We start from the raw sequence: 23,057 nt of genomic DNA on the forward strand, positions 1-23,057 counted from the left end.
ATAATCGCTGCATGGCAGCAGAGGTACGTCCGCGGCTGACCGTGCTCTCCGGCCCCTCCGGGGTCGGCAAGAGCACGGTCGTCGCCCATATGCGCAAGGTCCACCCCGACGTCTGGCTCTCGGTGTCGGCGACCACCCGGAAGCCGCGGCCCGGCGAGAAGCACGGCGTCCAGTACTTCTTCGTCACGGACGACGAGTTCGACAAGCTGGTCGCGGGCGACGAGCTGCTGGAGTGGGCCGAGTTCGCGGGCAACCGCTACGGCACGCCCCGTCGCGCGGTCCTCGACCGCCTGGAGGCGGGCGAGCCGGTGCTGCTGGAGATCGATCTCCAGGGTGCGCGGCAGGTCAAGGAGTCCATGCCGGAGTCGCAGCTGGTCTTCCTGGCCCCACCGAGCTGGGACGAGCTGGTCCGCCGCCTCACCGGTCGCGGCACCGAGTCCGCAGAGGTCGTCGAACGCCGGCTGGCGGTCGCGAAGGTCGAGCTCGCCGCCGAGTCGGAGTTCGATACGACCCTGGTCAACACCTCCGTCGAGGACGTGGCGCGTGAGCTGCTAGCCTTGATGGCAGTTGTTTGATCTTTTGTCCGATCTTTCTGCAAGTTCTTCGGAAGGCATAGCGTGTCCTCTTCCATCACCGCGCCCGAGGGCATCATCAACCCTCCGATCGACGAGCTGCTCGAGGCCACCGACTCGAAGTACAGCCTCGTGATCTACGCGGCCAAGCGCGCGCGCCAGATCAACGCGTACTACTCGCAGCTCGGTGAGGGCCTGCTCGAGTACGTCGGTCCGCTGGTGGACACCCACGTCCACGAGAAGCCGCTGTCGATCGCCCTGCGCGAGATCAACGCCGGCCTGCTGACCTCCGAGGCCATCGAGGGTCCGGCGCAGTAGGCGCGATTCGTTCTTCACCACAGGCCCGGCGGAGCATCCGCCGGGCCTGTGGTGTCTGATGGGGAAAGCAACCGAGTGCGGGGAGGCGCGCAGTGGACGCAATGGACGCAGTGGACGCGGGTGTCAGGCCGAGGGTCGTCCTGGGGGTCAGTGGCGGAATCGCCGCGTACAAGGCGTGCGAGCTGCTGCGCAGGCTCACCGAGTCCGGCCATGACGTCCAGGTCGTGCCGACCGCGTCGGCCCTGAACTTCGTCGGCGCGGCGACCTGGTCGGCCCTGTCCGGGCACCCCGTCTCGACCGAGGTCTGGAACGACGTCCACGACGTCCCGCACGTCCGCATCGGCCAGCACGCCGACCTCGTCGTCGTCGCCCCCGCCACCGCCGACCTGCTCGCCAAGGCCGCTCACGGCCTCGCGGACGACCTGCTCACCAACACCCTGCTCACGGCCCGCTGTCCCGTCGTCTTCGCCCCGGCGATGCACACCGAGATGTGGGAGCACCCCGCCACCCAGGAGAACGTCGCCACGCTGCGGCGTCGCGGCGCCGTCGTCATCGAGCCGGCCGTCGGGCGTCTCACCGGCGTCGACACCGGCAAGGGCCGGCTGCCCGAGCCCGGCGAGATCTTCGAGGTGTGCCGCCGGGTGCTCGCCCGCGGTGCGGCCGGTCCCGACCTCGCCGGCCGCCATGTCGTCGTGAGCGCCGGCGGCACCCGTGAGCCCCTGGACCCGGTCCGCTTCCTCGGCAACCGCTCCTCCGGCAAGCAGGGCTACGCCCTGGCCGGCACGGCGGCCGCCCGGGGCGCCCGTGTCACGCTCGTCGCGGCGAACACCTCCCTGCCCGACCCCGCGGGCGTCGACGTCGTCCACGTCGGTACGGCGGTCCAGCTGCGCGAGGCCGTCCTGAAGGCCACCGCGGACGCCGACGCGGTGGTCATGGCCGCTGCCGTCGCCGACTTCCGGCCCGCCGAGTACGCCACCGGAAAGATCAAGAAGAAGGACGGCGCCGGGGCGCCGACCGTGACACTGGTCCGCAATCCCGACATCCTGGCCGAGATCTCGGCCGACCGCGCCCGCCCGGGGCAGGTGATCGTCGGCTTCGCCGCCGAAACCGACGACGTCCTCGCCAACGGACGCGACAAACTGCGCCGCAAGGGCTGTGACCTGCTCGTCGTCAACGAGGTGGGGGAGCGCAGGACCTTCGGCGCCGAGGAGAACGAGGCGATCGTGCTGGCCGCGGACGGCGCCGAGACGCCCGTTCCCCACGGCCCCAAGGAAGCGCTCGCCGACACGGTCTGGGACCTCGTCGTCCCCCGTCTCGACTGAGGGCCCGGCACGCTTGTGACGAACACTGGGCGAATTTCCGACGACGGTCCGGCCGCGAGAAACCTGTGAAATGTGGCGAATCGCTCAGGCCACAGGCGCTATGGTCATAGCGTCTCGGCCATGGACCACAGGTCAGGGGGCTCCCAAGCTGCGAGACGGGGTGTCCGGTGGTGGAACGCGACCGATAAACTGGGTCGCGGAACGTCGCGGGGCGCAGCCCCCTGCCGGTCCGTCAATGATCAGCCAGCAGCCGCTGCAACCCCAGGGAGCGATGTGTCCCGCCGTCTCTTCACCTCGGAGTCCGTGACCGAGGGTCACCCCGACAAGATCGCCGACCAGATCAGCGACACGATTCTCGACGCCCTTCTGCGGGAGGACCCGACGTCCCGGGTCGCCGTGGAGACCCTGATCACCACCGGCCTCGTGCACGTCGCCGGTGAGGTGACCACCAAGGCGTACGCCGACATCCCCACGCTCGTGCGCAACAAGATCCTCGAGATCGGTTACGACTCCTCGAAGAAGGGCTTCGACGGCGCTTCCTGCGGAGTCTCGGTGTCCATCGGCGCGCAGTCGCCCGACATCGCGCAGGGCGTCGACACGGCCTACGAGAAGCGCGTCGAGGGCGACGAGGACGAGCTCGACAAGCAGGGCGCCGGCGACCAGGGGCTGATGTTCGGTTACGCCTGCGACGAGACGCCCGAGCTGATGCCGCTGCCGATCCACCTCGCCCACCGGCTCTCGCGCCGCCTGTCCGAGGTCCGCAAGAACGGCACCATCCCCTACCTGCGTCCCGACGGCAAGACCCAGGTCACCATCGAGTACGACGGAGACAAGGCCGTCCGCCTCGACACCGTCGTGGTCTCCTCGCAGCACGCGTCCGACATCGACCTGGACTCGCTGCTCGCGCCCGACATCCGCGAGTTCGTCGTCGAGCACGTGCTCAAGCAGCTGGTCGAGGACGGCATCAAGCTCGACACCGACGGCTACCGCCTCCTGGTGAACCCGACCGGCCGCTTCGAGATCGGCGGCCCGATGGGCGACGCCGGCCTGACCGGCCGCAAGATCATCATCGACACGTACGGCGGCATGGCCCGCCACGGCGGCGGCGCGTTCTCCGGCAAGGACCCGTCGAAGGTGGACCGCTCGGCGGCGTACGCCATGCGCTGGGTCGCGAAGAACGTCGTCGCGGCCGGCCTCGCGGCCCGCTGCGAGGTCCAGGTCGCGTACGCGATCGGCAAGGCGGAGCCCGTCGGTCTGTTCGTCGAGACCTTCGGCACCGCCACGGTCGACGTCGACAAGATCGAGCAGGCCATCGCCGAGGTCTTCGACCTGCGCCCGGCGGCGATCATCCGTGACCTCGACCTGCTCCGGCCGATCTACGCCCAGACCGCGGCGTACGGCCACTTCGGCCGCGAGCTCCCAGACTTCGCCTGGGAGCGCACGGACCGCGTGGACGCACTGCGCGCGGCGACGGGTCTGTAGCCACCCGCTCACGCCAGGGCCCCGGACCGTCGAGGTCCGGGGCCGTTGTGCGTGTCGGGGCGGGGTGCAGCCGGCGTTTGCCGGGGCAGGGGCCCCTATCTCTTTGGTCAAGCTGGGTGGGGTGGGGGTTGGGGGCGTCTGGAACGATGTGTCCGTGCATGCTGATGATCAGGTTGGCGAGGGTGTCCCCGCGGAGCTCGCGGCATTCCTGCGGGGTGCGGTCGACGGTCGCCCGGTAAGGATCGCTCCTTCCGTGTGTGAGGGGTGCGGCGGCCGCGCGTTCTTCGTGCTGGTCAATGCATCCGGAGCGGAACGGGAGTGTTCTGGCTGCGGGAGCCGCGCGTTCATCGCGGACAGCGAGTCGTACTGGAACGAGGAGTCCTGGGAGGACGATGAACCTGGTGCGGCCGGCTGCCCGTGCGGGAGCGAGGAGTTCGAGGCTGCGGTCGCGTTCTCGCTCGGCGACGGCGGATCGGTCCGCTGGGTAACCGTGGGGTTGCGGTGCATCAAGGACGGATTCTGCCAGGTCTATGCCGACTGGAAGATCGACTACGGACCGACTGATCACCTCCTGACCATGGTCTAGGTCTGGGTTGCGGCCCGGATGGGCTGGGGTTCGTAGCAGGTGCCGTCGCGGAGCATGGCGAAGAGGACATCGGCCCGGCGTCGGGCGAGGCAGAGCAGGGCTTGGGTGGGGTGCTTGCCCCGGGCGGCCCGGCCTAGGGTCGACCCCGCATGCGGGGTCGAGGGGACATTGGCCTTTACGGGAGGAGCCCGGCTTTCAAACAGCGGTCACGGGCATGCGCGCATCCCCGTGGGCGTTCGTCGGCGCGGCCTCGGCGGCCTCGGCCGGCTGCGGGAAGAGCCTTGCGCGTGCCCGGTCGGGCCGATGCCCAACTCGTTGGCACGGGGAGCCGCAGGTGTGCCCGGGCACGGCCGCCGCCGACGTTCGCGGGCCGGGGCCCTGTCAGTGGGCTCTGGTAGGAATGGGCTGTGAGCAGCGACAACGAGCAGCCGGAGGAGACCGCGGCAGGCGGGCCCGAGCAGCTTGCGCTCATTCGGGAGACCGTGCGCAAGGCCAAGGTGCCCAAGGCCAAGCCGCGCACCTGGCGCGGGGCCGCGCTCGCCAGGGAGCTGCCCGTCGCGCGGGTCGTCGTGAACAAGGGCGTCCTGCACCTCGACCAGTTCTTCGACTACGCCGTGCCCGAGGAGCTCGATGCCGTCGCCCAACCCGGGGTGAGGGTGCGGGTGCGGTTCGGGGCGGGCGCGCACCGGGTGCGCGAGGGGCGCCGTGAAGGCGGCGGGCTCATCGACGGCTTCCTCATCGAGCGCCTGGCCGGGACCGACTACGCCGGACCGCTCGCGGCGCTCGCCCACGTCGTCTCGCCCGAGCCCGTGCTCAGTCCGCAGATCCTCGGTCTCGCCCGCGCCGTCGCCGACCGGTACGCGGGCAGTCTCGCCGACGTGCTGCAGCTCGCCGTTCCGCCGAGGAACGGGCGTGCCGAGGCCAAGCCGTCGCCCGAGCCGTTGCCGCCGCCCGCGTCGCCCGGCGCCGGCACCTGGCAGCGATACGGGCGGGGGCCCGCATTCATCGACGCGCTCGCCGCCGGCCGGTCCCCGCGTGCCGTGTGGACCGCGCTGCCCGGCCCGTACTGGCCGGAGGAACTGGCCCGCGCCGTTGCCGCGACGCTGGCGTCCGGGCGGGGCGCCCTCGTCGTCGTGCCCGACGGGCGTCGCGCCGCCCGGGTCGACGCCGCCCTCACCGCCCTGCTCGGCGAGGGCCGCCACGCAATGCTGACCGCCGAGTCCGGACCCGAGAAGCGCTACCGGGAATGGCTGGCCGTGCGCAGGGGTTCCGCGCGGGCCGTGGTGGGGACGCGGGCCGCGATGTTCGCGCCGGTGCAGGAGCTCGGGCTCGTCGTGATCTGGGACGACGGAGACGCCAGCCACAGCGACGACAACGCGCCCTTCCCCCATGTCCGTGAGGTCTTGGAGCTGCGAGCCGCCCACGACGGCTGCGGCTTCCTGCTGGGCGGTACGACCTGCACGGTCGAGGCCGCCCAGCTCGTCGAGAGCGGCTGGGCCACACCGCTCGTCGCGGACCGCGTGCGCGTGCGGGCAGCAGCGCCCCTCGTGCGTACGGTCGGCGACCAGGACCTGGCGCGGGACGAGGCCGCGCGCGCGGCCCGGCTGCCGAGCCTCGCCTGGCAGGCCGTACGCGACGGCCTGCGGACCGGGCCCGTGCTCGTCCAGGTGCCCCGGCGCGGATACGTGCCCCGGCTCGCCTGCGAGCGCTGCCGCACACCGGCGCGCTGTCGGCACTGTGCCGGGCCGCTGGAGGCGCCGGACGAGCGCGAGCTGCGCTGCGCGTGGTGCGGACAGGGCGCCCCCGACTGGCACTGTGTCGCATGCGGCTCGGTGCGCCTGCGGGCCCTGATCGTCGGCGCGCGGCGCACGGCGGAGGAGCTGGGCCGCGCCTTCCCGGCGGTGCCGGTGCGCACCTCCGGCCGTGACCATGTGCTCGATGCCGTGCCCGGACGCCCCGCGCTGGTGGTCTCCACCCCGGGCGCCGAGCCTGTGGCCGACGGCGGATATGCCGCCGCGCTGCTGCTGGACGGCTGGGCCATGCTCGGCCGGCCCGACCTCCGTGCGGGCGAGGAGGCGCTGCGCCGCTGGATCGCCGCGGCGTCGCTGGTGCGGGGGCAGGAGGAGGGGGGCACGGTCGTCGTGGTCGCGGAGCCGACGCTGCGGCCGGTCCAGGCACTGGTGCGTTGGGATCCGGTCGGCCATGCGCTGCGGGAGCTCGCCGAGCGGGCGGAGTTGGGATTTCCGCCGGTCTCGCGGATGGCGGAGGTGGTCGGCCGCCCGGAGGACGTCGCCGCGTTCCTGCTTGCCGTCGAACTGCCGGAGGAGGCCGAGGTCCTGGGGCCGGTCCCGCTGCCGGTGACCGACGCAGCGCGGTTCCGCAGGGCAGGCGATCCGCCGGTGGGCGAGCGCTGGGAGCGCGCGCTGCTGCGGGTGCCGCCGGGCCGGGGGGCGGCGCTGGCGGCGGCGCTCAAGTCGGCGCAGGCGTCGCGCCTTGCCCGCGGCGGTACGACCCAGGTCCGCATCCGGATCGACCCCCCGGACATCGGCTGACGGCGTGCCCGCCGAGGCGAGGCCCGGGTGTACTCGCCGCGTATCGCGGGACGAGGCGGCGTCGTGACGGTGGCGTCCCCGGGCGCGGTCGTGAGTGCGGCGCATCACGGGCGAGGCGGAGCCGCCACCCGTCCGCGCGGTGCGATCGTGTGTGGTGCTTCGCGGGCGGAGCCGTCACCCCTGGTCGGGCGGTCGTGAGCGCGGCGGGTGCGCATCGCGGCCCGCGACTGGTGGGTGTCCCGCGACGGTGTCGGGGTGCGGCGTGGCAGGTGAGGTCCCCTCGGCGCGGTCGTGCGTGCAGCGCATCGCGGGGACGCAGGTCGCGACCGGCGCGTCCCCTCGGGGCGGTTGTGCGTGCCGCATGTCGCGGGCAAAGCCCGCGCGCCCGAGTCGGTGCGGGTCACCGCGGCGTCGAGCCGTCGCGACGGGGGAGTGGGGGCGTCGGCCCCCACGTCCCTTTCCCCTCGGCAGGGGACGAAGCCGCTCCTTCGGACTCGCCCAAGGCTCAGCCGTTGCGCGGGCCCGGGAACGCCCCCTGCCGCGGGTCCGACGGCTGCGGGGGCATGGAGCGCGCCGCCGGTACAGCCGGTACCGCCGGCAGCGTGCGCGTCGTCGTGGCCTCCGGCTCCGCGGCGCCCTGCTGGGGCGGCGTCGCCCTGCGGGCGCCGTAACGGCGGTGCACTGCCTGCTTGGTGACACCGAGCGCCGAGCCCACCGCGTCCCAGGAGAAACCGAGGGAACGGTCGAAGTCCACGGCCGCGGTCACCAGCGTCTCGACGCTGTCGCGCAGCTCCTGCGCGAGACGGACGGTCGGGGCCGGAGCCCTGCCGTAGACGACGAAGCCCGTGGACGGGCCGGAGCGGCGCGGGCGGTAGACATTGCCCAGCTGGGCGGTGAGCGTGCGCAATGCGTCCACCTGCCGGCGGACCCGCTCGATGTCCCGCACCAACAGGTGCAGACTTGCCCGGGCTTGGGCGTCGTGGGTTGCGTGGTCGGCCATTGACAAGCCTCTCGAACCGGCGTTGAAAAGGGGCCGGGCCGCATCCGGCGCGGCCCGCTTGGTCAATCTCTCTTGACCAACGCTCCGGCGACCGATCTGGTCACGCTTCAGGGCGTATGTGTATATGCGTGGGGCGCACGGTCTCCCGTACGCCCCCTGCGGCACCGCGCCATAGACTGGTGAGCTGCTCGTCCGACGGCGAACTGCCGTCACCCGTACGCACCGGAACACGTCCGAGAGGCAGTCAGCCACCGATGAAGCTCGTCTTCGCAGGTACCCCCGAGGTCGCCGTCCCCGCCCTGGACGCCTTGATCGCCTCAGGACGGCACGAGGTCGTCGCCGTGGTCACGCGGCCGGACGCGCCCGCGGGGCGCGGCAGGCACCTGGTGGCCAGTCCCGTCGCGCAGCGCGCGGAGGAGGCCGGCATCGAAGTGCTCAAGCCGGCCAGGCCGCGCGACGAGGATTTCCTCACGCGACTGCGCGAGATCGCCCCGGACTGCTGTCCGGTCGTCGCCTATGGTGCGCTGCTGCCCAAGGAAGCCCTCGACGTGCCCGTCCGCGGCTGGGTCAACCTGCACTTCTCGCTGCTGCCCGCCTGGCGCGGAGCCGCCCCCGTCCAGCACGCGATCATGGCCGGCGACGAGATGACGGGTGCCGCCACCTTCCAGATCGAGGAAGGGCTCGACTCGGGCCCGGTGTACGGCGTGGTCACCGAGCCGGTGCGGCCCACCGACACCAGCGGTGACCTGCTGACGCGTCTGGCGTTCGCCGGTTCCGGGCTGCTCGAGGCGACGATGGACGGCATCGAGGACGGCACCCTGAAGGCGGTCCCGCAGCCGTCCGAGGGCGTCTCCCTGGCCCCGAAGATCACCGTCGAGGACGCCCACGTCGACTTCGCCGCCCCAGCCCTGCGCGTCGACCGCGTCGTCCGCGCCTGCACGCCCGCCCCCGGCGCATGGACGCTCTTCCGCGGCGAGCGGCTCAAGCTGATCCAGCTCGCGCTGCTGCCCGACCGTACGGACCTGGCGGCAGGTGAGCTGGACGTCGGCAAGAACAACGTCTACGCGGGCACCGGGTCCCACGCCGTCGAGCTGCTCTGGGTCCAGCCGCAGGGCAAGAAGCCGATGCGGGCCGCGGACTGGGCGCGCGGGGTGCGCATCGCCCCCGGCGAGCGGGTCGGTCCGGCGGACGTAGGCTGAGAGGGTTCAACCCTCATCGAACGCGGAGCACCTTTTGAGCGAGCAGTCCCGTCGCCGTCCCCCGAAGCCGTACCGCCGCCCCCAGAAGGATCCGGTCCGGATCCTCGCCTTCGAGGCGCTGCGGGCCGTCGACGAGCGGGACGCGTACGCGAATCTCGTCCTGCCGCCCCTGCTGAAGAAGGCGCGCGACAAGGGTGACTTCGACGCCCGCGACGCGGCGCTCGCCACCGAGCTCGTGTACGGCACGCTGCGCCGCCAGGGCACGTACGACGCGATCATCGCGGCCTGTATCGACCGGCCGCTGCGCGAGGTGGACCCGCCGGTGCTCGACGTGCTCGCGCTCGGCGCGCATCAGCTGCTGGGGACGCGGATCCCGACGCACGCCGCGGTCTCGGCGAGCGTGGAGCTCGCGCGGGTGGTGCTCGGCGACGGGCGGGCCAAGTTCGTCAACGCCGTGCTGCGCAAGATCTCGCGGGACGACCTGGACACCTGGGTGGAGCGTGTCGCTCCGCCCTACGACAAGGACGCCGAGGACCACCTCGCCGTCGTCCACTCGCACCCGCGCTGGATCGTCTCCGCGCTGTGGGACTCACTCGGCGGCGGCCGCGCCGGGATCGAGGACCTGCTGGAGGCGGACAACGAGCGGCCCGAGGTGACCCTGGTCGCCCGCCCCGGCCGCTCGACCACCGGTGAACTGCTCGACGTCCTGGGCGAGGACTCCGCGCTGCCGGGCCGCTGGTCCCCGTACGCCGTCCGTCTTGCCGAGGGCGGCGAACCCGGTGCGATCGAGGCCGTGCGCCAGGGGCGGGCCGGCGTGCAGGACGAGGGCAGCCAGCTCGTGGCGATCGCCCTGGCCAACGCCCCGCTGGAGGGGCCGGACAAGCGCTGGCTCGACGGCTGCGCCGGGCCCGGCGGAAAGGCCGCACTGCTCGGCGCCCTCGCGGCCGGGCGCGGCGCGAGCCTGCTCGCCGCCGAGAAGCAGCCGCACCGCGCGCGCCTGGTGGACCGCGCGCTGACCGGCAACCCCGGCCCGTACCAGGTGATCGCCGCCGACGGCACACGCCCGCCGTGGCGCCCCGGCTCCTTCGACCGGGTGCTCGTCGACGTGCCCTGCACCGGGCTGGGCGCGCTGCGCCGCCGCCCGGAGGCCCGGTGGCGCCGCCGCCCCGAGGACCTGGACAGCTTCGCCCCACTCCAGCGCGCCCTGCTGCGCGAGGCGCTGAGCGCCGTGCGGGTCGGCGGCGTGGTGGGATACGCCACCTGCTCGCCGCACCTCGCCGAGACGCGGGTCGTCGTCGACGACGTGCTGCGTGGGCGCGGCGGGCCGGCCGCCGACGCGGAGCTGCTGGACGCGCGGCCGCTGATGCCCGGAGTCCCGGCGCTCGGCGACGGCCCCGACATCCAGCTGTGGCCGCATGTGCACGGGACCGACGCGATGTACCTGGCACTGCTGCGCCGCACCGCGTAAACCGGCGGACCGGTGTAGGCCCTCTCAGCCGGGCCGGTCCGCCGCCGGTCTGCCGCCTGCGCGCTCTTGTGCGTCCCTGCGGGCCTCTGTGCGTGCGAGCCGGTGCGGTCACCAAACCGCCGGGGTGCGCCACGCCTGTGGGGGGCGCACGCCGGGGTGGGATCTGCTGCTCTGCCTCCGCATGGCGCATCCAGGCGTGTGCCCGGCCGGTCGAATGGCCGGTATTGAGGTGGGCTGTGCGGATCCTGCCGGAGCCTGGTCCGTACCGAGTACCGTCCCGGGGAGGGGAAGTGCCCCGGAACATGGCAGGCTTGGCACATGGCCGTTCAGATCAACCCCAGCATCCTCTCCGCCGACTTCTCCCGCCTGGCGGAGGAGGCCAAGGCCGTCGAGGGCGCCGACTGGCTCCACGTCGACGTGATGGACAACCACTTCGTGCCCAATCTGACCCTGGGCGTGCCGGTCGTGGAGTCGCTCGCCAAGGCGACGGACACCCCGCTGGACTGCCACCTGATGATCGAGGCCCCCGACCGCTGGGCGCCCCAGTACGTCGAGGCCGGAGCCGGCTCCGTCACCTTCCACGTCGAGGCCGCCGCCGCTCCCGTGCGCCTCGCCCGCGAGATCCGCGCCAAGGGCGCGCGCGCCTCGATGGCGCTCAGGCCTGCCACGGCGATCGAGCCGTACGAGGACCTGCTCCCGGAGCTCGACATGCTGCTGATCATGACCGTGGAGCCGGGATTCGGCGGCCAGGCCTTCCTGGACATCATGCTGCCGAAGATCCGCCGCACCCGGGAGCTGATCGCCAAGCACGGGCTGGAGCTGTGGCTGCAGGTCGACGGGGGAGTGTCGGCATCGACGATCGAGCGGTGCGCGGAGGCGGGTGCGGACGTGTTCGTGGCCGGCTCCGCGGTGTACAACGCGGAGGATCCGGCCGAGGCGGTGCGGCTTCTCCGTGACCAGGCGTCGCAGGCGACCGCTTCGGCGGCGTGGGCCTGCGGCCACTGAGAGCGAACGCTCCGATGGCCGTGGTTGTTCAACCGAAGTTGGCCCCTCAGGGCCGATCGAGGACCGGCGCATCTGACAGGATGGCCGGATCCGGGAGTGTGTGTACGTGTGTACAGCAGTGAGGAGATCGCGGTGACTGCTAGGCCGGCGGGACGGTCCGCCCTGCGGATGGGGCCCGCTGAGCTCGTGCAGGCGGCGGCCATGGCGCGCCGCTTCTACCTCGAGGGCAAGTCCAAGATCCAGATCGCGGAGGAGTTCGGCGTCAGCCGCTTCAAGGTCGCGAGGGTCCTGGAGACCGCGCTCGAACGTGATCTGGTACGCATCGAGATCCGTGTCCCCGCCGAGCTCGACGCCGAGCGCTCGGACGCGCTGCGCGCCCGCTTCGGCCTGCGGCACGCGGTCGTCGTCGAGTCCCCCGCGGAGGCGGAGGAGTCGCCCGACCCGGAGAACCTGGGTGAGGTGGCCGCGGACCTCCTCGGCGAGCTCGTGAACGAGGGCGACGTCCTCGGTCTGGCCTGGGGCCGGTCCACCATCCACATGGCGGCAGCCCTGGACCGGCTGCCGCCGTGCACGGTCGTGCAGCTCACGGGTGTCTACGACGCGGGGACCGCCGAGCGCGGTTCGGTCGAGGCGGTACGGCGTGCGGCCCAGGTCTCCGGCGGCGAGGCCCACCCCATCTACGCGCCGATGCTGCTGCCGGACCCGGCGACCGCTGCGGCACTGCGGCACCAGACGGGGATCGCCCGCGCCTTCGACTACTTCGACAAGGTGACCGTCGCCTGCGTCTCCATCGGCTCGTGGGAGCCGGGCATCTCGACGGTGCACGACATGCTGTCCGACGAGGAGCGCGCGCACTACGCCTCGCTCGGCGTGGCAGCGGAGATGTCCGCGCACCTCTTCGACACGCAGGGCCGCCGCGTCGGGCGCGACCTGGGGGAGCGGTGCATCACCGTGGAGGCCGACCGGCTGCGGCGCATCCCCGAGGTCGTGGCGATCGCGGGCGGCCAGCGCAAGGCGGAGGCGATCGCGGCGGTGCTGCGCTCCGGCCTGGTGACCAGCCTGGTCACGGACACGGCGGCGGCCGATCAGCTGCTGGCGTCGCAACCGGGCCAGCGGCCCGCCCTCGATCGCGCGGACCCGGACGACTGACGGAGCCGCCGGCGGGCCGCGTCTCCGTCCCGCACGGGGAGCTGTCCCGCGAGGCTGCGCTGACCCTTTCCGCACGCCCGCGAGGCTGCGCTGTCCTTTCCGTGTGCAGCCCGCGAGGCTGCGCTGTCCCCCGGCGTGCCGCGCGCGACTCGGTTCTTCCTCTCCGTACAGCCCCGCGCGGCCCCGCTGTCCCCTGCCGTACGGCCCCGCCGGCCCGCGCGGCCCGGGACCCGCGGCGCGTTCCGGGTCGCACGGGCCCCGCGGCCTCGCGCTCCGCTCCGCGCGACCCTGCGGCGCTTTCCGCGGGCGGGGCCGGCCCGGCCGTTTGGAGGATCTGCTCGGACCACGGCGCCGTGACTGGAGCTTTCGCCGGGGCATGACAACGGGCGCGTCATGGGAGAATGAAGTACGTGCGTTTTCCCCGGCTGCAATGCCCGGGGATCCTCCGATCGACTGGGATGTTCAGCACGTGCGTTTCCTCAATGACCAGAAGCCGCCGTACGACCTGACGTACGACGATGTGTTCATGGTGCCGAGCCGTTCGGCCGTAGGTTCCCGGCAGGGTGTGGACCTGTCCTCCCCCGACGGCACCGGCACGACCATCCCGCTGGTCGTCGCCAACATGACGGCCATCGCCGGCCGCCGGATGGCCGAGACCGTCGCCCGCCGCGGCGGACTCGTCGTGATTCCCCAGGACATCCCCATCGACGTCGTCACCGACGTGATCTCCTGGGTCAAGACGCGCCACCTCGTGCTCGACACCCCGATCGTGCTCGCGCCGCACCAGACCGTCGCCGACGCTCTGTCGCTGCTGCCCAAGCGGGCCCACGGCGCCGGTGTGGTCGTCGACGAGGGGCACCGGCCGGTCGGCATCGTCACGGACCACGACCTGGCCGGTGTGGACCGCTTCACCCAGCTGTCCGAGGTCATGTCCAGGGACCTCCTGCTGCTCGACGCGGACATCGACCCGCGTGAGGCGTTCAACCGGCTCGACGGCGCCAACCGCCGCTACGCGCCCGCGGTCGACTCCGACGGCAGGCTCGCCGGCGTCCTCACCCGCAAGGGCGCGCTGCGCGCCACGCTGTACACCCCGGCCGTCGACGCCGACGGCAAGCTGCGCATCGCCGCGGCGGTCGGCATCAACGGCGATGTGGCGGGCAAGGCCAAGCAGCTGCTCGACGCGGGCGTCGACACGCTCGTCGTCGACACCGCGCACGGCCACCAGGAGTCGATGGTCAGTGCGGTCAAGGCCGTTCGGGCGCTCGACCCGCAGGTACCGATCGTCGCGGGCAACATCGTGGCCGCCGAGGGCGTGCGGGACCTCGTCGAGGCCGGCGCCGACATCGTCAAGGTCGGTGTGGGGCCGGGCGCCATGTGCACGACCCGCATGATGACCGGTGTGGGCCGCCCGCAGTTCTCGGCCGTCCTCGAGTGTGCCGCCGAGGCGAAGAAGTACGGCAAGCACGTCTGGGCCGACGGCGGCATCCGCCACCCGCGCGATGTCGCCATGGCGCTCGCCGCAGGTGCGTCGAACGTCATGATCGGCTCCTGGTTCGCCGGGACGTACGAGTCCCCGGGCGACCTCCAGCAGAGCCCCGACGGGCGGCTGTACAAGGAGTCCTTCGGCATGGCGTCCAAGCGCGCCGTGCGCAACCGGACCAGCGAGGAGTCCGCGTACGACCGGGCTCGCAAGGCGCTGTTCGAGGAGGGCATCTCCCACTCGCGCATGTACCTCGACCCGGCCCGCCCGGGGGTCGAGGACCTGATCGACTCGATCATCGCGGGTGTGCGCTCCTCCTGCACCTACTCCGGTGCCGGTTCCCTGGAGGAGTTCGCCGAGAAGGCGATCGTCGGCGTCCAGAGCGCGGCCGGTTACGCGGAGGGCAAGCCGCTGCACGCCAGCTGGAGTTGATGGGCTCCCCGGCCCAACTCATCCGGTCTCCGCGCCTGTCGCGGAGGCCGGATGTCGTCGTTCGTGCGCGACGCGTTCCGCTCTTCGTGAATCCGCGGGCATGCGCGCGGAGATCCGGGGTAGGCGCGCCTTCGCACTGACATCGGAGCAGGGGAGGACGAAGTGTCCACGGCGAGCACGGTCCCGACCGAACTCACGCAGCCTGGAGTCCAGCGCCCGGACAGGGCCGGGTTGGGTCTCCCGGATGTGCGGAATCCGGGGGAGGTTGCACCCAAGGACGCACGCGAGATCTCCAGGATCTTCTTCGAGCGGCTCGACTCGCTCGACGAGGGAACCCATGAATACCAGTACGTTCGCAACACCCTGATCGAGCTCAACCTGGCGCTGGTCAAGTACGCGGCCGGCCGCTTCCGTAACCGGGCCGAACAGATGGAGGACATCGTCCAGGTCGGCACCATCGGCCTGATCAAGGCGATCGACCGCTTCGAGCTCAGCCGCGAGGTGGAGTTCGCGACGTTCGCCGTCCCGTACATCGTCGGTGAGATCAAGCGGTTCTTCCGCGACACCAGCTGGGCAGTGCATGTGCCGCGCCGGCTGCAGGAGTTGCGGATCGATCTGGCCAAGGCCGTCGACGAGCTCTCCCAGAAGCTGGACCACACGCCCACCACCGCCGAACTGGCCGCCCACCTGGGGCTGGACGAGGAGGAGATCATCGAGGGCGTCGTCGCGAGCAACGGCTACACGGCCGGGTCGATCGACATGCCCATGGACGACGCCTCCGACCACGCGGCGGTGCCGCTGTCCGACCGTCTGGGCGCACCGGACGCCGATCTGGAGACGGCGGAGAACGTGCAGGCGCTCAAGCCGCTGATCGAGGAACTCGACGACCGCGACCGGCGGATCCTGCGGATGCGCTTCGGCGAGGAGATGACGCAGTCGGAGATCGGCGAGGAACTGGGCGTGTCCCAGATGCATGTGTCGCGGCTGCTGTCCCGCATCACGGGGCGGCTGCGTGCGGGGCTGCTCGCGGTGGAGTGACACCGCGAGGATGACGGACGGGGGGCTCCGCCGCCTGCCCGTCCCGGACCACATTCCCCCCACGGCAGAAACGGCGTCCTGGCCGCCCAGGACGCCGTTTCTGTTGCCGGGACCGGCGAGGCGCTGCCTCGGCCGCTTCGGCTGTCGAGCCGCTTCGGCGGTTCGGCGGTTCGGCGCTTCGGCGGTTCGGCCCTTCGGCCTTTCGGCCCTCCACGCCGCACATGCGGCCGATGTCGCCTGAGCCGCGGAGGTGCATCGCCGCCTGAGCCCTGATCGCTGGGCCGTACCACCGGTGAGCTGCCGGCCTGCGTCGGCCGTCCGGCCCCAGAGCCGCATCGGCGGCCTGGGCCGGGTGGGCTGTTGGACCGCATGGCCGGTGAGCTGCTCGCTGCCGGGCTGCCTGTGCCGCATTCTCGGTGGGCTAGCTGGCCTGCGTGGCTCCAGCTGTGGAGCTGCATGGGCAGTGTGGGCCGCGTGCTTGGCCACATCGCTGGGCCGCCCGGGTTGCTGAGCCGCATCGTCGGTGAGCTGCTGGCCTCCCACGGCCTTCCAGCTGTGGAGCTGCATCGGCCGTCTCGGCCGCCTGAGCCCTGGGCCGTCCGGCCGCTGAGCCGCATCGGTTGGTGAGCTGTTGGCCGGCGTCGGCAGTCCCGCTGCGGAGCTGCATCGGCGGCCCGGGCTGCCGGGCCGCCCGGGCAGCCGAACCGCATCGCCGGTGAGCTGCTGAGCCGCCTGAGCTGCATCGCCGCCTCAGCCGCGTGGGCTGCTGGGCCGCACCCGCCGGTGGGCTGCTGGGCTGCACCCGCCGGTGGGCTGCTGGGCCACCTGGGCCGCATCGCCGCCTCAGCCGCCCGGGTCACCGAGCCGTAGCGCCTGTGGGGCTGCTGGCCTGTCTCCGGCCGTCCAGCTGCGGCGCGGCATCCGCCGTCCGGGCCACCCGGGCCGCTGGGCCGCCTGAGTCCTGGGGCGTCGGACTGGGCCGCATCGCCGGTGAGCTGCATCGGCCTCCTGGGCGGCCTCAGCGCCCACTGCCGCCGAACCCCAACCCCCGCTGAACCGCTGGCCCGTCTCGGTCGTCCAGCCGCCGAGGCCTTCAGCAGGAGGCCGCCGCCGGGCGCACCCAGGTCGCCTGTACCCGCTTGCCGTACGGCTGCGGGCGGACCTCCACCGTGCCCGCGAGCCGTTGCACCATGTGCCAGCCGAATCCGCCGCCGCCCGTCAGCGAGGGCAGCCGCGCGACAGGCGGCAGGGGGCTCGAGTCCTCGATGCCCACCACGAGCGTGTCCGCGCCCGCCGTCAGATACAGGCGCCACCAGCCCGCCGTGTGCCGTATCGCATTGGAGACCAGCTCGGACACGACGAGCAGCACAGCGTCAGGGTCGGCCCAGGGGCAGTGCTGCAACAGGAACTCCGCGGTCGCCCTGCGGGCCCCCGCGCTCTGCCTGCTCCCGGGATGCGGCGACTCCTCGATCACCACATGGGGCTGTGCGTTCATCACGGTGCTCGCATACCCGCTTCGCGCGCATTCATGAGCGGCGCCGCGGACCCCCGTACGACGCCCTTCATGACGCTCTCGTTCGCCCGGGCGCAATGTTTCCCCGCGCGGCGCGTGAGCGCGCAATGATCGGCCGCTGATGCGCAACAACGATGCATTACGGCTGTGAGCTGCGGACTCGTAGGCTCGGGCCCCGTACCAGGAGTGGCGGTGACCGTCTGCTCGGCGGTCCACTTCCCCCAGCGCGGGTGTCACGTCACGCGCTTCGGCCGCCGTAGGTCCCCCTCGCCGATCCCCGCAGTGATGAAGGAGCCCCGACGTGCTGGACCACGGAGCAGCGCCGCCCGCGACCAAGCCACCGTCCTCCCCGAGCCCCACCCGGGCCCCCGCTCTCGGCACCCGCCTGATGCGGCGCAAGCCCGTCGAACTGCTGGTCGCCGAGGCCGGCCAGGGAGAGGGCGGAGCGCTCCGCCGTTCGCTGACCATGTGGCAGCTGACGATGATCAGCATCGGAGCCACACTGGGCACCGGCATCTTCGTCGTGCTCGGCGAGGCCACGCCGCTCGCAGGCCCCGCCGTCACGATCTCGTTCGTCGTCGCGGGCCTGACCGCACTGTTCTCCGCTCTGTCGTACGCGGAGCTCGCGGGCTCCATCCCGGTCTCGGGCTCCTCGTACTCCTACTCCTACGCCACCATGGGCGAGCTCGTCGCCTGGATCTGCGGCTGGTGCCTGGTCCTGGAGTACGGGGTCTCGGTCGCGGCCGTCGCCGTCGGCTGGGGCGAGTACGTCAACGAACTGCTCGACGGCACGATCGGGGTCACGATTCCCGACGCGGTCGCGGCGCCCCTCGGTGAGGGCGGCTTCATCAACCTGCCCGCGCTCGTCGTCGTCCTGCTCGCCATGGTCTTCCTGATGGGCGGCGCCAAGGAGAGCGCCCGCATCAACACGATCATGGTCGTCATCAAGATCGCGACGCTGCTGCTCTTCTGCGGCATCGGCTTCCTCGGCATCAAGGCCGGCAACTACACCCCCCTCGCCCCCCTCGGTGTCACCGGCATCAGTGCGGCGGCGGCGACGCTGTTCTTCTCGTACATCGGCTTCGACGCCGCGTCGACCGCCGGCGAGGAGGCGAAGAACCCCAAGCGGGACCTGCCGCGCGCGATCATGCTCTCACTGCTGATCGTCACCGCCCTGTACTGCCTCGTCGCGCTGGTCGCCGTCGGCGCCATGCCGTGGCAGGACTTCGAGGGCACCGAGGCCGCGCTCGCCCAGATCATGAAGGACGTCACCGGACACAGCTTCTGGAGCGTGGTGCTCGCCGCGGGCGCCGTCGTCGCCATCGCGAGCGTCGTCTTCGCCGTGCTGTACGGCCAGACCCGCATCCTCTTCGCCATGTCGAGGGACGGCCTCATGCCCAAGGCGTTCGCCAGGGTGGACAAGCGCACCGGAACGCCGCGCGCGAACACCTTCATCGTGTCCGCCTTCTGCGCGGTGCTGGCCGCCACGATCCCGCTCGGCGAACTCGCCAACGCCACCAGCATCGGCACGCTCTTCGCGTTCGCGCTGGTCAACGTGGCCGTCATCATCCTGCGCTACACCCGGCCCACCATGAACCGGACCTTCCGCGTCATGCTGTTCCCAGTGACGCCGCTGCTCGGCTTCGGTTTCTGCGTCTGGATGATGATCAGCCTGCCCGGCGTGACATGGGCGGTCTTCGGTGGCTGGATGGCAGCGGGCCTCGTGTTCTACTTCCTGTACGGCCTTCGCCGCTCCCGACTCGCCACCGCAGAGAAGTGATCCACCCGCAGTGCGACTGAACGATCTCGACGAACGCATCGTCCACGCCCTCGCCGAGGACGCCCGCCGCTCCTACGCCGACATCGGAGCGATGGTCGGCCTGTCCGCCCCGGCGGTGAAGCGCAGGGTGGACCGGCTGCGCGCGGAGGGTGCCATCACCGGCTTCACCGTACGGGTGGACCCGGCGGCGCTCGGCTGGGAGACCGAGGGCTTCATCGAGATCTACTGCAGTCGCAACACCTCGCCCGAGGCCATCGAGCGCGGGCTGAAGCGCTACCCGGAGATCGCGTCCGCCTCCACCGTCACCGGTGAGGCGGACGCGATCGTCCAGGTCTTCGCCGCCGACATGCGCCACTTCGAGCGGGTGCTGGAACGGATTGCCGGCGAGCCGTTCGTGGAGCGCACCAAATCGGTGCTGGTGCTCTCGCCGCTGCTGCGCCGCTTCTCCTCTGGTGCGCCCGCGTAGCCCCTCGTGGGGATACGCAACGAATCACCGCTCCGGCCCGATACGACGCAACGGATCGACCATCGGCGCGCAACGCTCACGCCTTGTACGGGTCGAATCCCGGACCGTACCGTATTGGACGTATCCCATTAACCCGCCCTACGCCGAGGTCAGCCATGCCGTCGTTGCGCACCGCCCTGCTCCAGAGCTCCGGACGGCCCGGTGACGTCGCCGAGAACCTGAAGGTGCTCGACGAGGCCGCGGGCCGCGCCGCCGCCGCCGGTGCGCGGCTGCTGGTGTGCCCCGAGATGTTCCTGACGGGATACGCGATCGGCGACGACGTGCCGAGGCTCGCGGAGCCCGCCGACGGCCCGGGCGCCCGCGCCGTCGCCGAGATCGCCGTACGGCACGGCATCGCGATTCACTACGGCTACCCCGAGCGCGACGGTGACCTGATCCACAACAGTGCGCAGCTGATCGGCCCGGACGGCGAGCGGCTCGCGAACTACCGCAAGACCCATCTCTTCGGCTGCTTCGAGCAGCAGTGGTTCACCCCCGGTGACACCGCTGTCGTCCAGGCCCAGCTCGACGGCATCCGGATCGGCCTGCTGATCTGCTACGACGTGGAGTTCCCGGAGAACGTGCGGGCCCATGCGCTGGCCGGCACCGACCTGCTTCTCGTCCCCACCGCGCAGATGCACCCCTTCCAGTTCGTCGCCGAGTCCCTCATCCCGGTCCGGGCCTTCGAGAGCCAGATGTACATCGCGTACGTCAACAGGACGGGCCCGGAAGGCGAGTTCGAGTTCGTCGGGCTCAGCTCGCTCGCGAGCCCCGACGGCACCGTCCGCACCCGCGCCGGTCGCGGCGAGGAACTCGTCGTCGGCGAGGTCGACCCCGTCCTGCTCGCCGCCTCGCGCGAGAACAACCCCTATCTGCACGACCGGCGGCCCGCCCTCTACGGCTCCCTGGTCTGACGCCGCACTCTCCCGCTCCCCGCTTCATCGTTTTTCGTGCAAGGAGTCCGTACCCCATGACGTCCACGGTGCCCACCACCGCCGTCCAGCACAGCGACGAGCAGCCGCCGATCACCATGTTCGGTCCCGACTTCCCGTACGCCTACGACGACTTCCTCGCCCACCCGGCGGGGCTCGGCCAGATACCCGCGACCGAGCACGGCGCCGAGGTCGCCGTCATCGGCGGCGGCCTGTCCGGCATCGTCGCCGCGTACGAGCTGATGAAGATGGGCCTCAAGCCGGTCGTCTACGAGGCGGACCGGATCGGCGGACGGCTGCGCACCGTCGGCTTCGAGGGCACCGGCACGGATGAGCTGAGCGCCGAGATGGGCGCGATGCGCTTCCCGCCGTCCTCCACGGCGCTGCAGCACTACATCGACCTGGTGGGTCTGACGACCAGGCCGTTCCCCAACCCCCTCGCCCCGTGCACCCCCTCCACCGTCGTCGACCTCAAGGGCGAGTCGCACTACGCCGAGACCATCGACGACCTGCCGCAGGTCTACCGCGATGTGATGGACGCCTGGAACGCGTGCCTGGAGGAGGGCGCGGACTTCTCGGACATGAACCGCGCCATGCGCGAGCGCGACGTCCCGCGCATCCGCGAGATCTGGGCGAAGCTCGTCGAGAAGCTGGACAACCAGACCTTCTACGGCTTCCTGTGCGAGTCGGAGGCGTTCAAGTCCTTCCGGCACCGCGAAATCTTCGGCCAGGTCGGCTTCGGCACCGGCGGCTGGGACACCGACTTCCCGAACTCGATCCTGGAGATCCTGCGCGTCGTCTACTCCGAGGCCGACGACCACCACCGCGGCATCGTCGAGGGCAGCCAGCAGCTCCCGCTGCGCCTGTGGGAGCGCGAGCCCGAGAAGATCGTCCACTGGCCGCTCGGCACGTCGCTGTCCACGCTGCACGACGGCGACCCGCGGCCCGCCGTCACCCGGCTGAACCGCACATCGGGCAACCGGATCACGGTCACGGACGCCTCCGGTGACATCCGCACGTACCGGGCGGCGATTTTCACCGCACAGTCCTGGATGCTGCTGTCGAAGATCGCCTGTGACGACTCGCTCTTCCCCATCGACCACTGGACGGCGATGGAGCGGACCCACTACATGGAGTCCTCCAAGCTGTTCGTGCCCGTCGACCGGCCGTTCTGGCTGGACAAGGACGAGATCACCGGTCGCGACACCATGTCGATGACGCTGACCGACCGCATGACCCGCGGCACGTACCTGCTCGACGACGGTCCCGACAAGCCGGCCGTGATCTGCCTGTCGTACACCTGGTGCGACGACAGCCTGAAGTGGCTGCCGCTGTCCGCCAACGAGCGGATGGAGGTCATGCTCAAGTCGCTCGGCGAGATCTATCCGAACGTCGACATCCGCAGCCACATCATCGGCAACCCGGTGACCGTGTCGTGGGAGAACGAGCCCTACTTCATGGGCGCGTTCAAGGCCAACCTGCCCGGTCACTACCGCTATCAGCGGCGGCTGTTCACCCACTTCATGCAGGACCGGCTGCCCGAGGACAAGCGCGGCATCTTCCTCGCGGGCGACGACATCTCCTGGACGGCGGGCTGGGCCGAGGGCGCCGTACAGACCGCGCTGAACGCCGTCTGGGGCGTCATGGCCCACTTCGGCGGCACGACCGATCCGTCCAACCCCGGTCCCGGCGACCTCTACGACGAGATCGCCCCCGTCGAACTGCCGGAGGACTAGCCGGCGGTCGAGGAGCCCGGCGCGCTGATCCGCTCCCGCCGGGGGCGGGTCAGCGCCAGGGGGTCAGCAGACAGCGGCTCACCAGTCCGACGCCCGCGTCGAGACGCTCGGTGAACTCCGCGGCGAGGTCCGGCAGATCCCGCAGCCCCCACAACAGGCGTGCCGCCGACCACGCGCCGTCCCTGGCGCGGTCCAGGCTCCACGAGCCGACCAGATGCGTCAGGGGGTCGGCGATCTGCAACAGATCGGGTCCGGGCATCACGTCCTCGCGGATGCGTTCCTCCAGCAGGACGAGGATGTCCCCGACCCGCTCGAACTCGCGCTCCAGGTCGGGCGGTGCGCAGCCGAGCGCACGGCAGGTGTCCACGACGGCGAGTGGCAGGTCGTGCCCGATGTGCGCGTTGATCCCGGCGAGCGCGAACTGCAGCGGCCATACGCCGGGATGGCGGCGGTACTGGAACAGCGGCCGCCAACAGGCCGGTGGCCGCAGCCCCTCGGCCGCGGCGTCGACCGCCGCCAGATAGCGCCGGGCGAACAGCACGTCGAGCGTGACGGCGGCCCGCCGGTCCGTGAACCGGCCCTCGTCGATGTGCCGGTCGATCTCCTGGGTGACCGCGAGATAGACGCGGTTGAACACCCCGAGACCGTCCCCGGCCGGCCATGCGGAGCCGTACGCGAGCATCCGCCGCACCACGGAGTCGACTGAGGCCGTGCCGGGGCCCGGCCGCACTGCGAGCTGTTCACTCTGCGCCATGGAGGCAGGGTCCCAGGCCGCGGCCGGGCGGCGCGGTGACGGGCCGGGTCTTCCCCGGAAAGGAGGACGCGACGGCGCTGCCGCGGGACCCTGGTGCCCTTCGCGCGCCTGTTGCGCGTCGTCCGAGGACGGGCCCGGATCAGCAACGGCCGGTCACTTCGACGACCTCGACGCGCCGCGACTCCTGCGACGCCCCGCTGTGCGCTGCTCGTCGAGCGGGCCCGGCGGCGTACC

General features: G+C 71.8%; 19 protein-coding genes. 16 read left to right on the forward strand and 3 right to left on the reverse strand.

Annotation, left to right across the window (positions count from 1 at the left end):
* Positions 1-11 precede the first annotated feature (11 nt).
* From gmk to ACH5AF_RS24960, 6 genes are all read left to right on the forward strand, one after another.
* Positions 12-575 (forward strand): guanylate kinase, encoded by a 564-nt coding sequence (gmk, locus tag ACH5AF_RS24935; RefSeq protein ID WP_398904350.1) that lies wholly within the window; start codon positions 12-14, stop codon positions 573-575.
* A 42-nt stretch (positions 576-617) separates the two neighbouring features.
* Positions 618-890, forward strand: coding sequence for a DNA-directed RNA polymerase subunit omega (gene rpoZ, locus ACH5AF_RS24940; RefSeq protein WP_005319902.1), 273 nt, complete (start codon positions 618-620; stop codon positions 888-890).
* Positions 891-991: 101 nt separating this feature from the next.
* On the forward strand, positions 992-2,212 hold the full coding sequence (gene coaBC, locus ACH5AF_RS24945) for a bifunctional phosphopantothenoylcysteine decarboxylase/phosphopantothenate--cysteine ligase CoaBC (RefSeq protein ID WP_398904485.1): 1,221 nt from the start codon (positions 992-994) through the stop codon (positions 2,210-2,212).
* A gap of 273 nt (positions 2,213-2,485) precedes the next feature.
* Positions 2,486-3,694: a methionine adenosyltransferase gene (gene metK, locus ACH5AF_RS24950; protein WP_215183149.1), complete on the forward strand. Its 1,209-nt coding sequence runs from the start codon at positions 2,486-2,488 to the stop codon at positions 3,692-3,694.
* A 253-nt stretch (positions 3,695-3,947) separates the two neighbouring features.
* The gene (locus ACH5AF_RS24955; protein WP_398904351.1) at positions 3,948-4,280 is read left to right on the forward strand and encodes a hypothetical protein; all 333 of its coding nucleotides are present in this window, start codon (positions 3,948-3,950) and stop codon (positions 4,278-4,280) included.
* Between the two features lie 407 nt (positions 4,281-4,687).
* A complete protein-coding gene (locus ACH5AF_RS24960; protein ID WP_398904353.1) occupies positions 4,688-6,832 on the forward strand; it encodes a primosomal protein N' in 2,145 nt (714 codons plus the stop codon).
* Between the two features lie 505 nt (positions 6,833-7,337).
* Here the strand turns inward: ACH5AF_RS24960 and ACH5AF_RS24965 are convergent.
* Positions 7,338-7,832 (reverse strand): hypothetical protein, encoded by a 495-nt coding sequence (locus ACH5AF_RS24965; protein ID WP_398904356.1) that lies wholly within the window; start codon positions 7,830-7,832, stop codon positions 7,338-7,340.
* Positions 7,833-8,086: 254 nt separating this feature from the next.
* On the opposite strand from ACH5AF_RS24965, the gene fmt reads away from it, so the two are divergent.
* From fmt to ACH5AF_RS24995, 6 genes are all read left to right on the forward strand, one after another.
* Positions 8,087-9,031: a methionyl-tRNA formyltransferase gene (gene fmt / locus ACH5AF_RS24970; protein ID WP_398904358.1), complete on the forward strand. Its 945-nt coding sequence runs from the start codon at positions 8,087-8,089 to the stop codon at positions 9,029-9,031.
* Between the two features lie 34 nt (positions 9,032-9,065).
* Positions 9,066-10,499, forward strand: a complete 1,434-nt coding sequence (locus tag ACH5AF_RS24975; RefSeq protein WP_398904360.1) for an RsmB/NOP family class I SAM-dependent RNA methyltransferase — start codon at positions 9,066-9,068, stop codon at positions 10,497-10,499.
* 318 nt (positions 10,500-10,817) lie between these two features.
* Positions 10,818-11,504: a ribulose-phosphate 3-epimerase gene (rpe, locus tag ACH5AF_RS24980; RefSeq protein WP_398904362.1), complete on the forward strand. Its 687-nt coding sequence runs from the start codon at positions 10,818-10,820 to the stop codon at positions 11,502-11,504.
* Between the two features lie 108 nt (positions 11,505-11,612).
* Positions 11,613-12,653, forward strand: coding sequence for a sugar-binding transcriptional regulator (locus ACH5AF_RS24985; protein WP_398904364.1), 1,041 nt, complete (start codon positions 11,613-11,615; stop codon positions 12,651-12,653).
* Between the two features lie 430 nt (positions 12,654-13,083).
* Positions 13,084-14,565 (forward strand): GuaB1 family IMP dehydrogenase-related protein, encoded by a 1,482-nt coding sequence (locus ACH5AF_RS24990; protein ID WP_398904366.1) that lies wholly within the window; start codon positions 13,084-13,086, stop codon positions 14,563-14,565.
* 162 nt (positions 14,566-14,727) lie between these two features.
* Complete coding sequence (locus ACH5AF_RS24995) at positions 14,728-15,603, forward strand: RNA polymerase sigma factor SigF (protein ID WP_398904368.1); 876 nt, start codon at positions 14,728-14,730, stop codon at positions 15,601-15,603.
* Positions 15,604-16,696: 1,093 nt separating this feature from the next.
* Here ACH5AF_RS24995 and ACH5AF_RS25000 read toward each other — a convergent pair.
* Positions 16,697-17,098 carry an ATP-binding protein gene (locus ACH5AF_RS25000; protein WP_398904487.1) on the reverse strand — a complete coding sequence of 134 codons (402 nt, stop codon included), beginning with the start codon at positions 17,096-17,098 and terminating at the stop codon, positions 16,697-16,699.
* A gap of 319 nt (positions 17,099-17,417) precedes the next feature.
* Here ACH5AF_RS25000 and ACH5AF_RS25005 point away from each other — a divergent pair, with 319 nt between their 5' ends.
* The 4 genes from ACH5AF_RS25005 to ACH5AF_RS25020 all read left to right on the forward strand — a co-directional run bounded on the left by ACH5AF_RS25005 (position 17,418) and on the right by ACH5AF_RS25020 (position 22,069).
* Positions 17,418-18,896: an amino acid transporter gene (locus ACH5AF_RS25005; RefSeq protein WP_398904370.1), complete on the forward strand. Its 1,479-nt coding sequence runs from the start codon at positions 17,418-17,420 to the stop codon at positions 18,894-18,896.
* A gap of 10 nt (positions 18,897-18,906) precedes the next feature.
* Complete coding sequence (locus tag ACH5AF_RS25010) at positions 18,907-19,362, forward strand: Lrp/AsnC family transcriptional regulator (protein WP_215183168.1); 456 nt, start codon at positions 18,907-18,909, stop codon at positions 19,360-19,362.
* 155 nt (positions 19,363-19,517) lie between these two features.
* Positions 19,518-20,315, forward strand: coding sequence for a carbon-nitrogen hydrolase family protein (locus ACH5AF_RS25015; RefSeq protein WP_398904372.1), 798 nt, complete (start codon positions 19,518-19,520; stop codon positions 20,313-20,315).
* 56 nt (positions 20,316-20,371) lie between these two features.
* Positions 20,372-22,069 carry a flavin monoamine oxidase family protein gene (locus ACH5AF_RS25020; RefSeq protein ID WP_398904374.1) on the forward strand — a complete coding sequence of 566 codons (1,698 nt, stop codon included), beginning with the start codon at positions 20,372-20,374 and terminating at the stop codon, positions 22,067-22,069.
* 49 nt (positions 22,070-22,118) lie between these two features.
* On the opposite strand, the gene ACH5AF_RS25025 is transcribed toward ACH5AF_RS25020, so the two are convergent.
* Positions 22,119-22,823: a DUF5995 family protein gene (locus ACH5AF_RS25025; RefSeq protein WP_398904375.1), complete on the reverse strand. Its 705-nt coding sequence runs from the start codon at positions 22,821-22,823 to the stop codon at positions 22,119-22,121.
* Positions 22,824-23,057: the final 234 nt, after the last annotated feature.

The sequence above is a fragment of the Streptomyces sp. NPDC018833 genome (assembly GCF_044390825.1).
Lineage (GTDB): Bacteria > Actinomycetota > Actinomycetes > Streptomycetales > Streptomycetaceae > Streptomyces.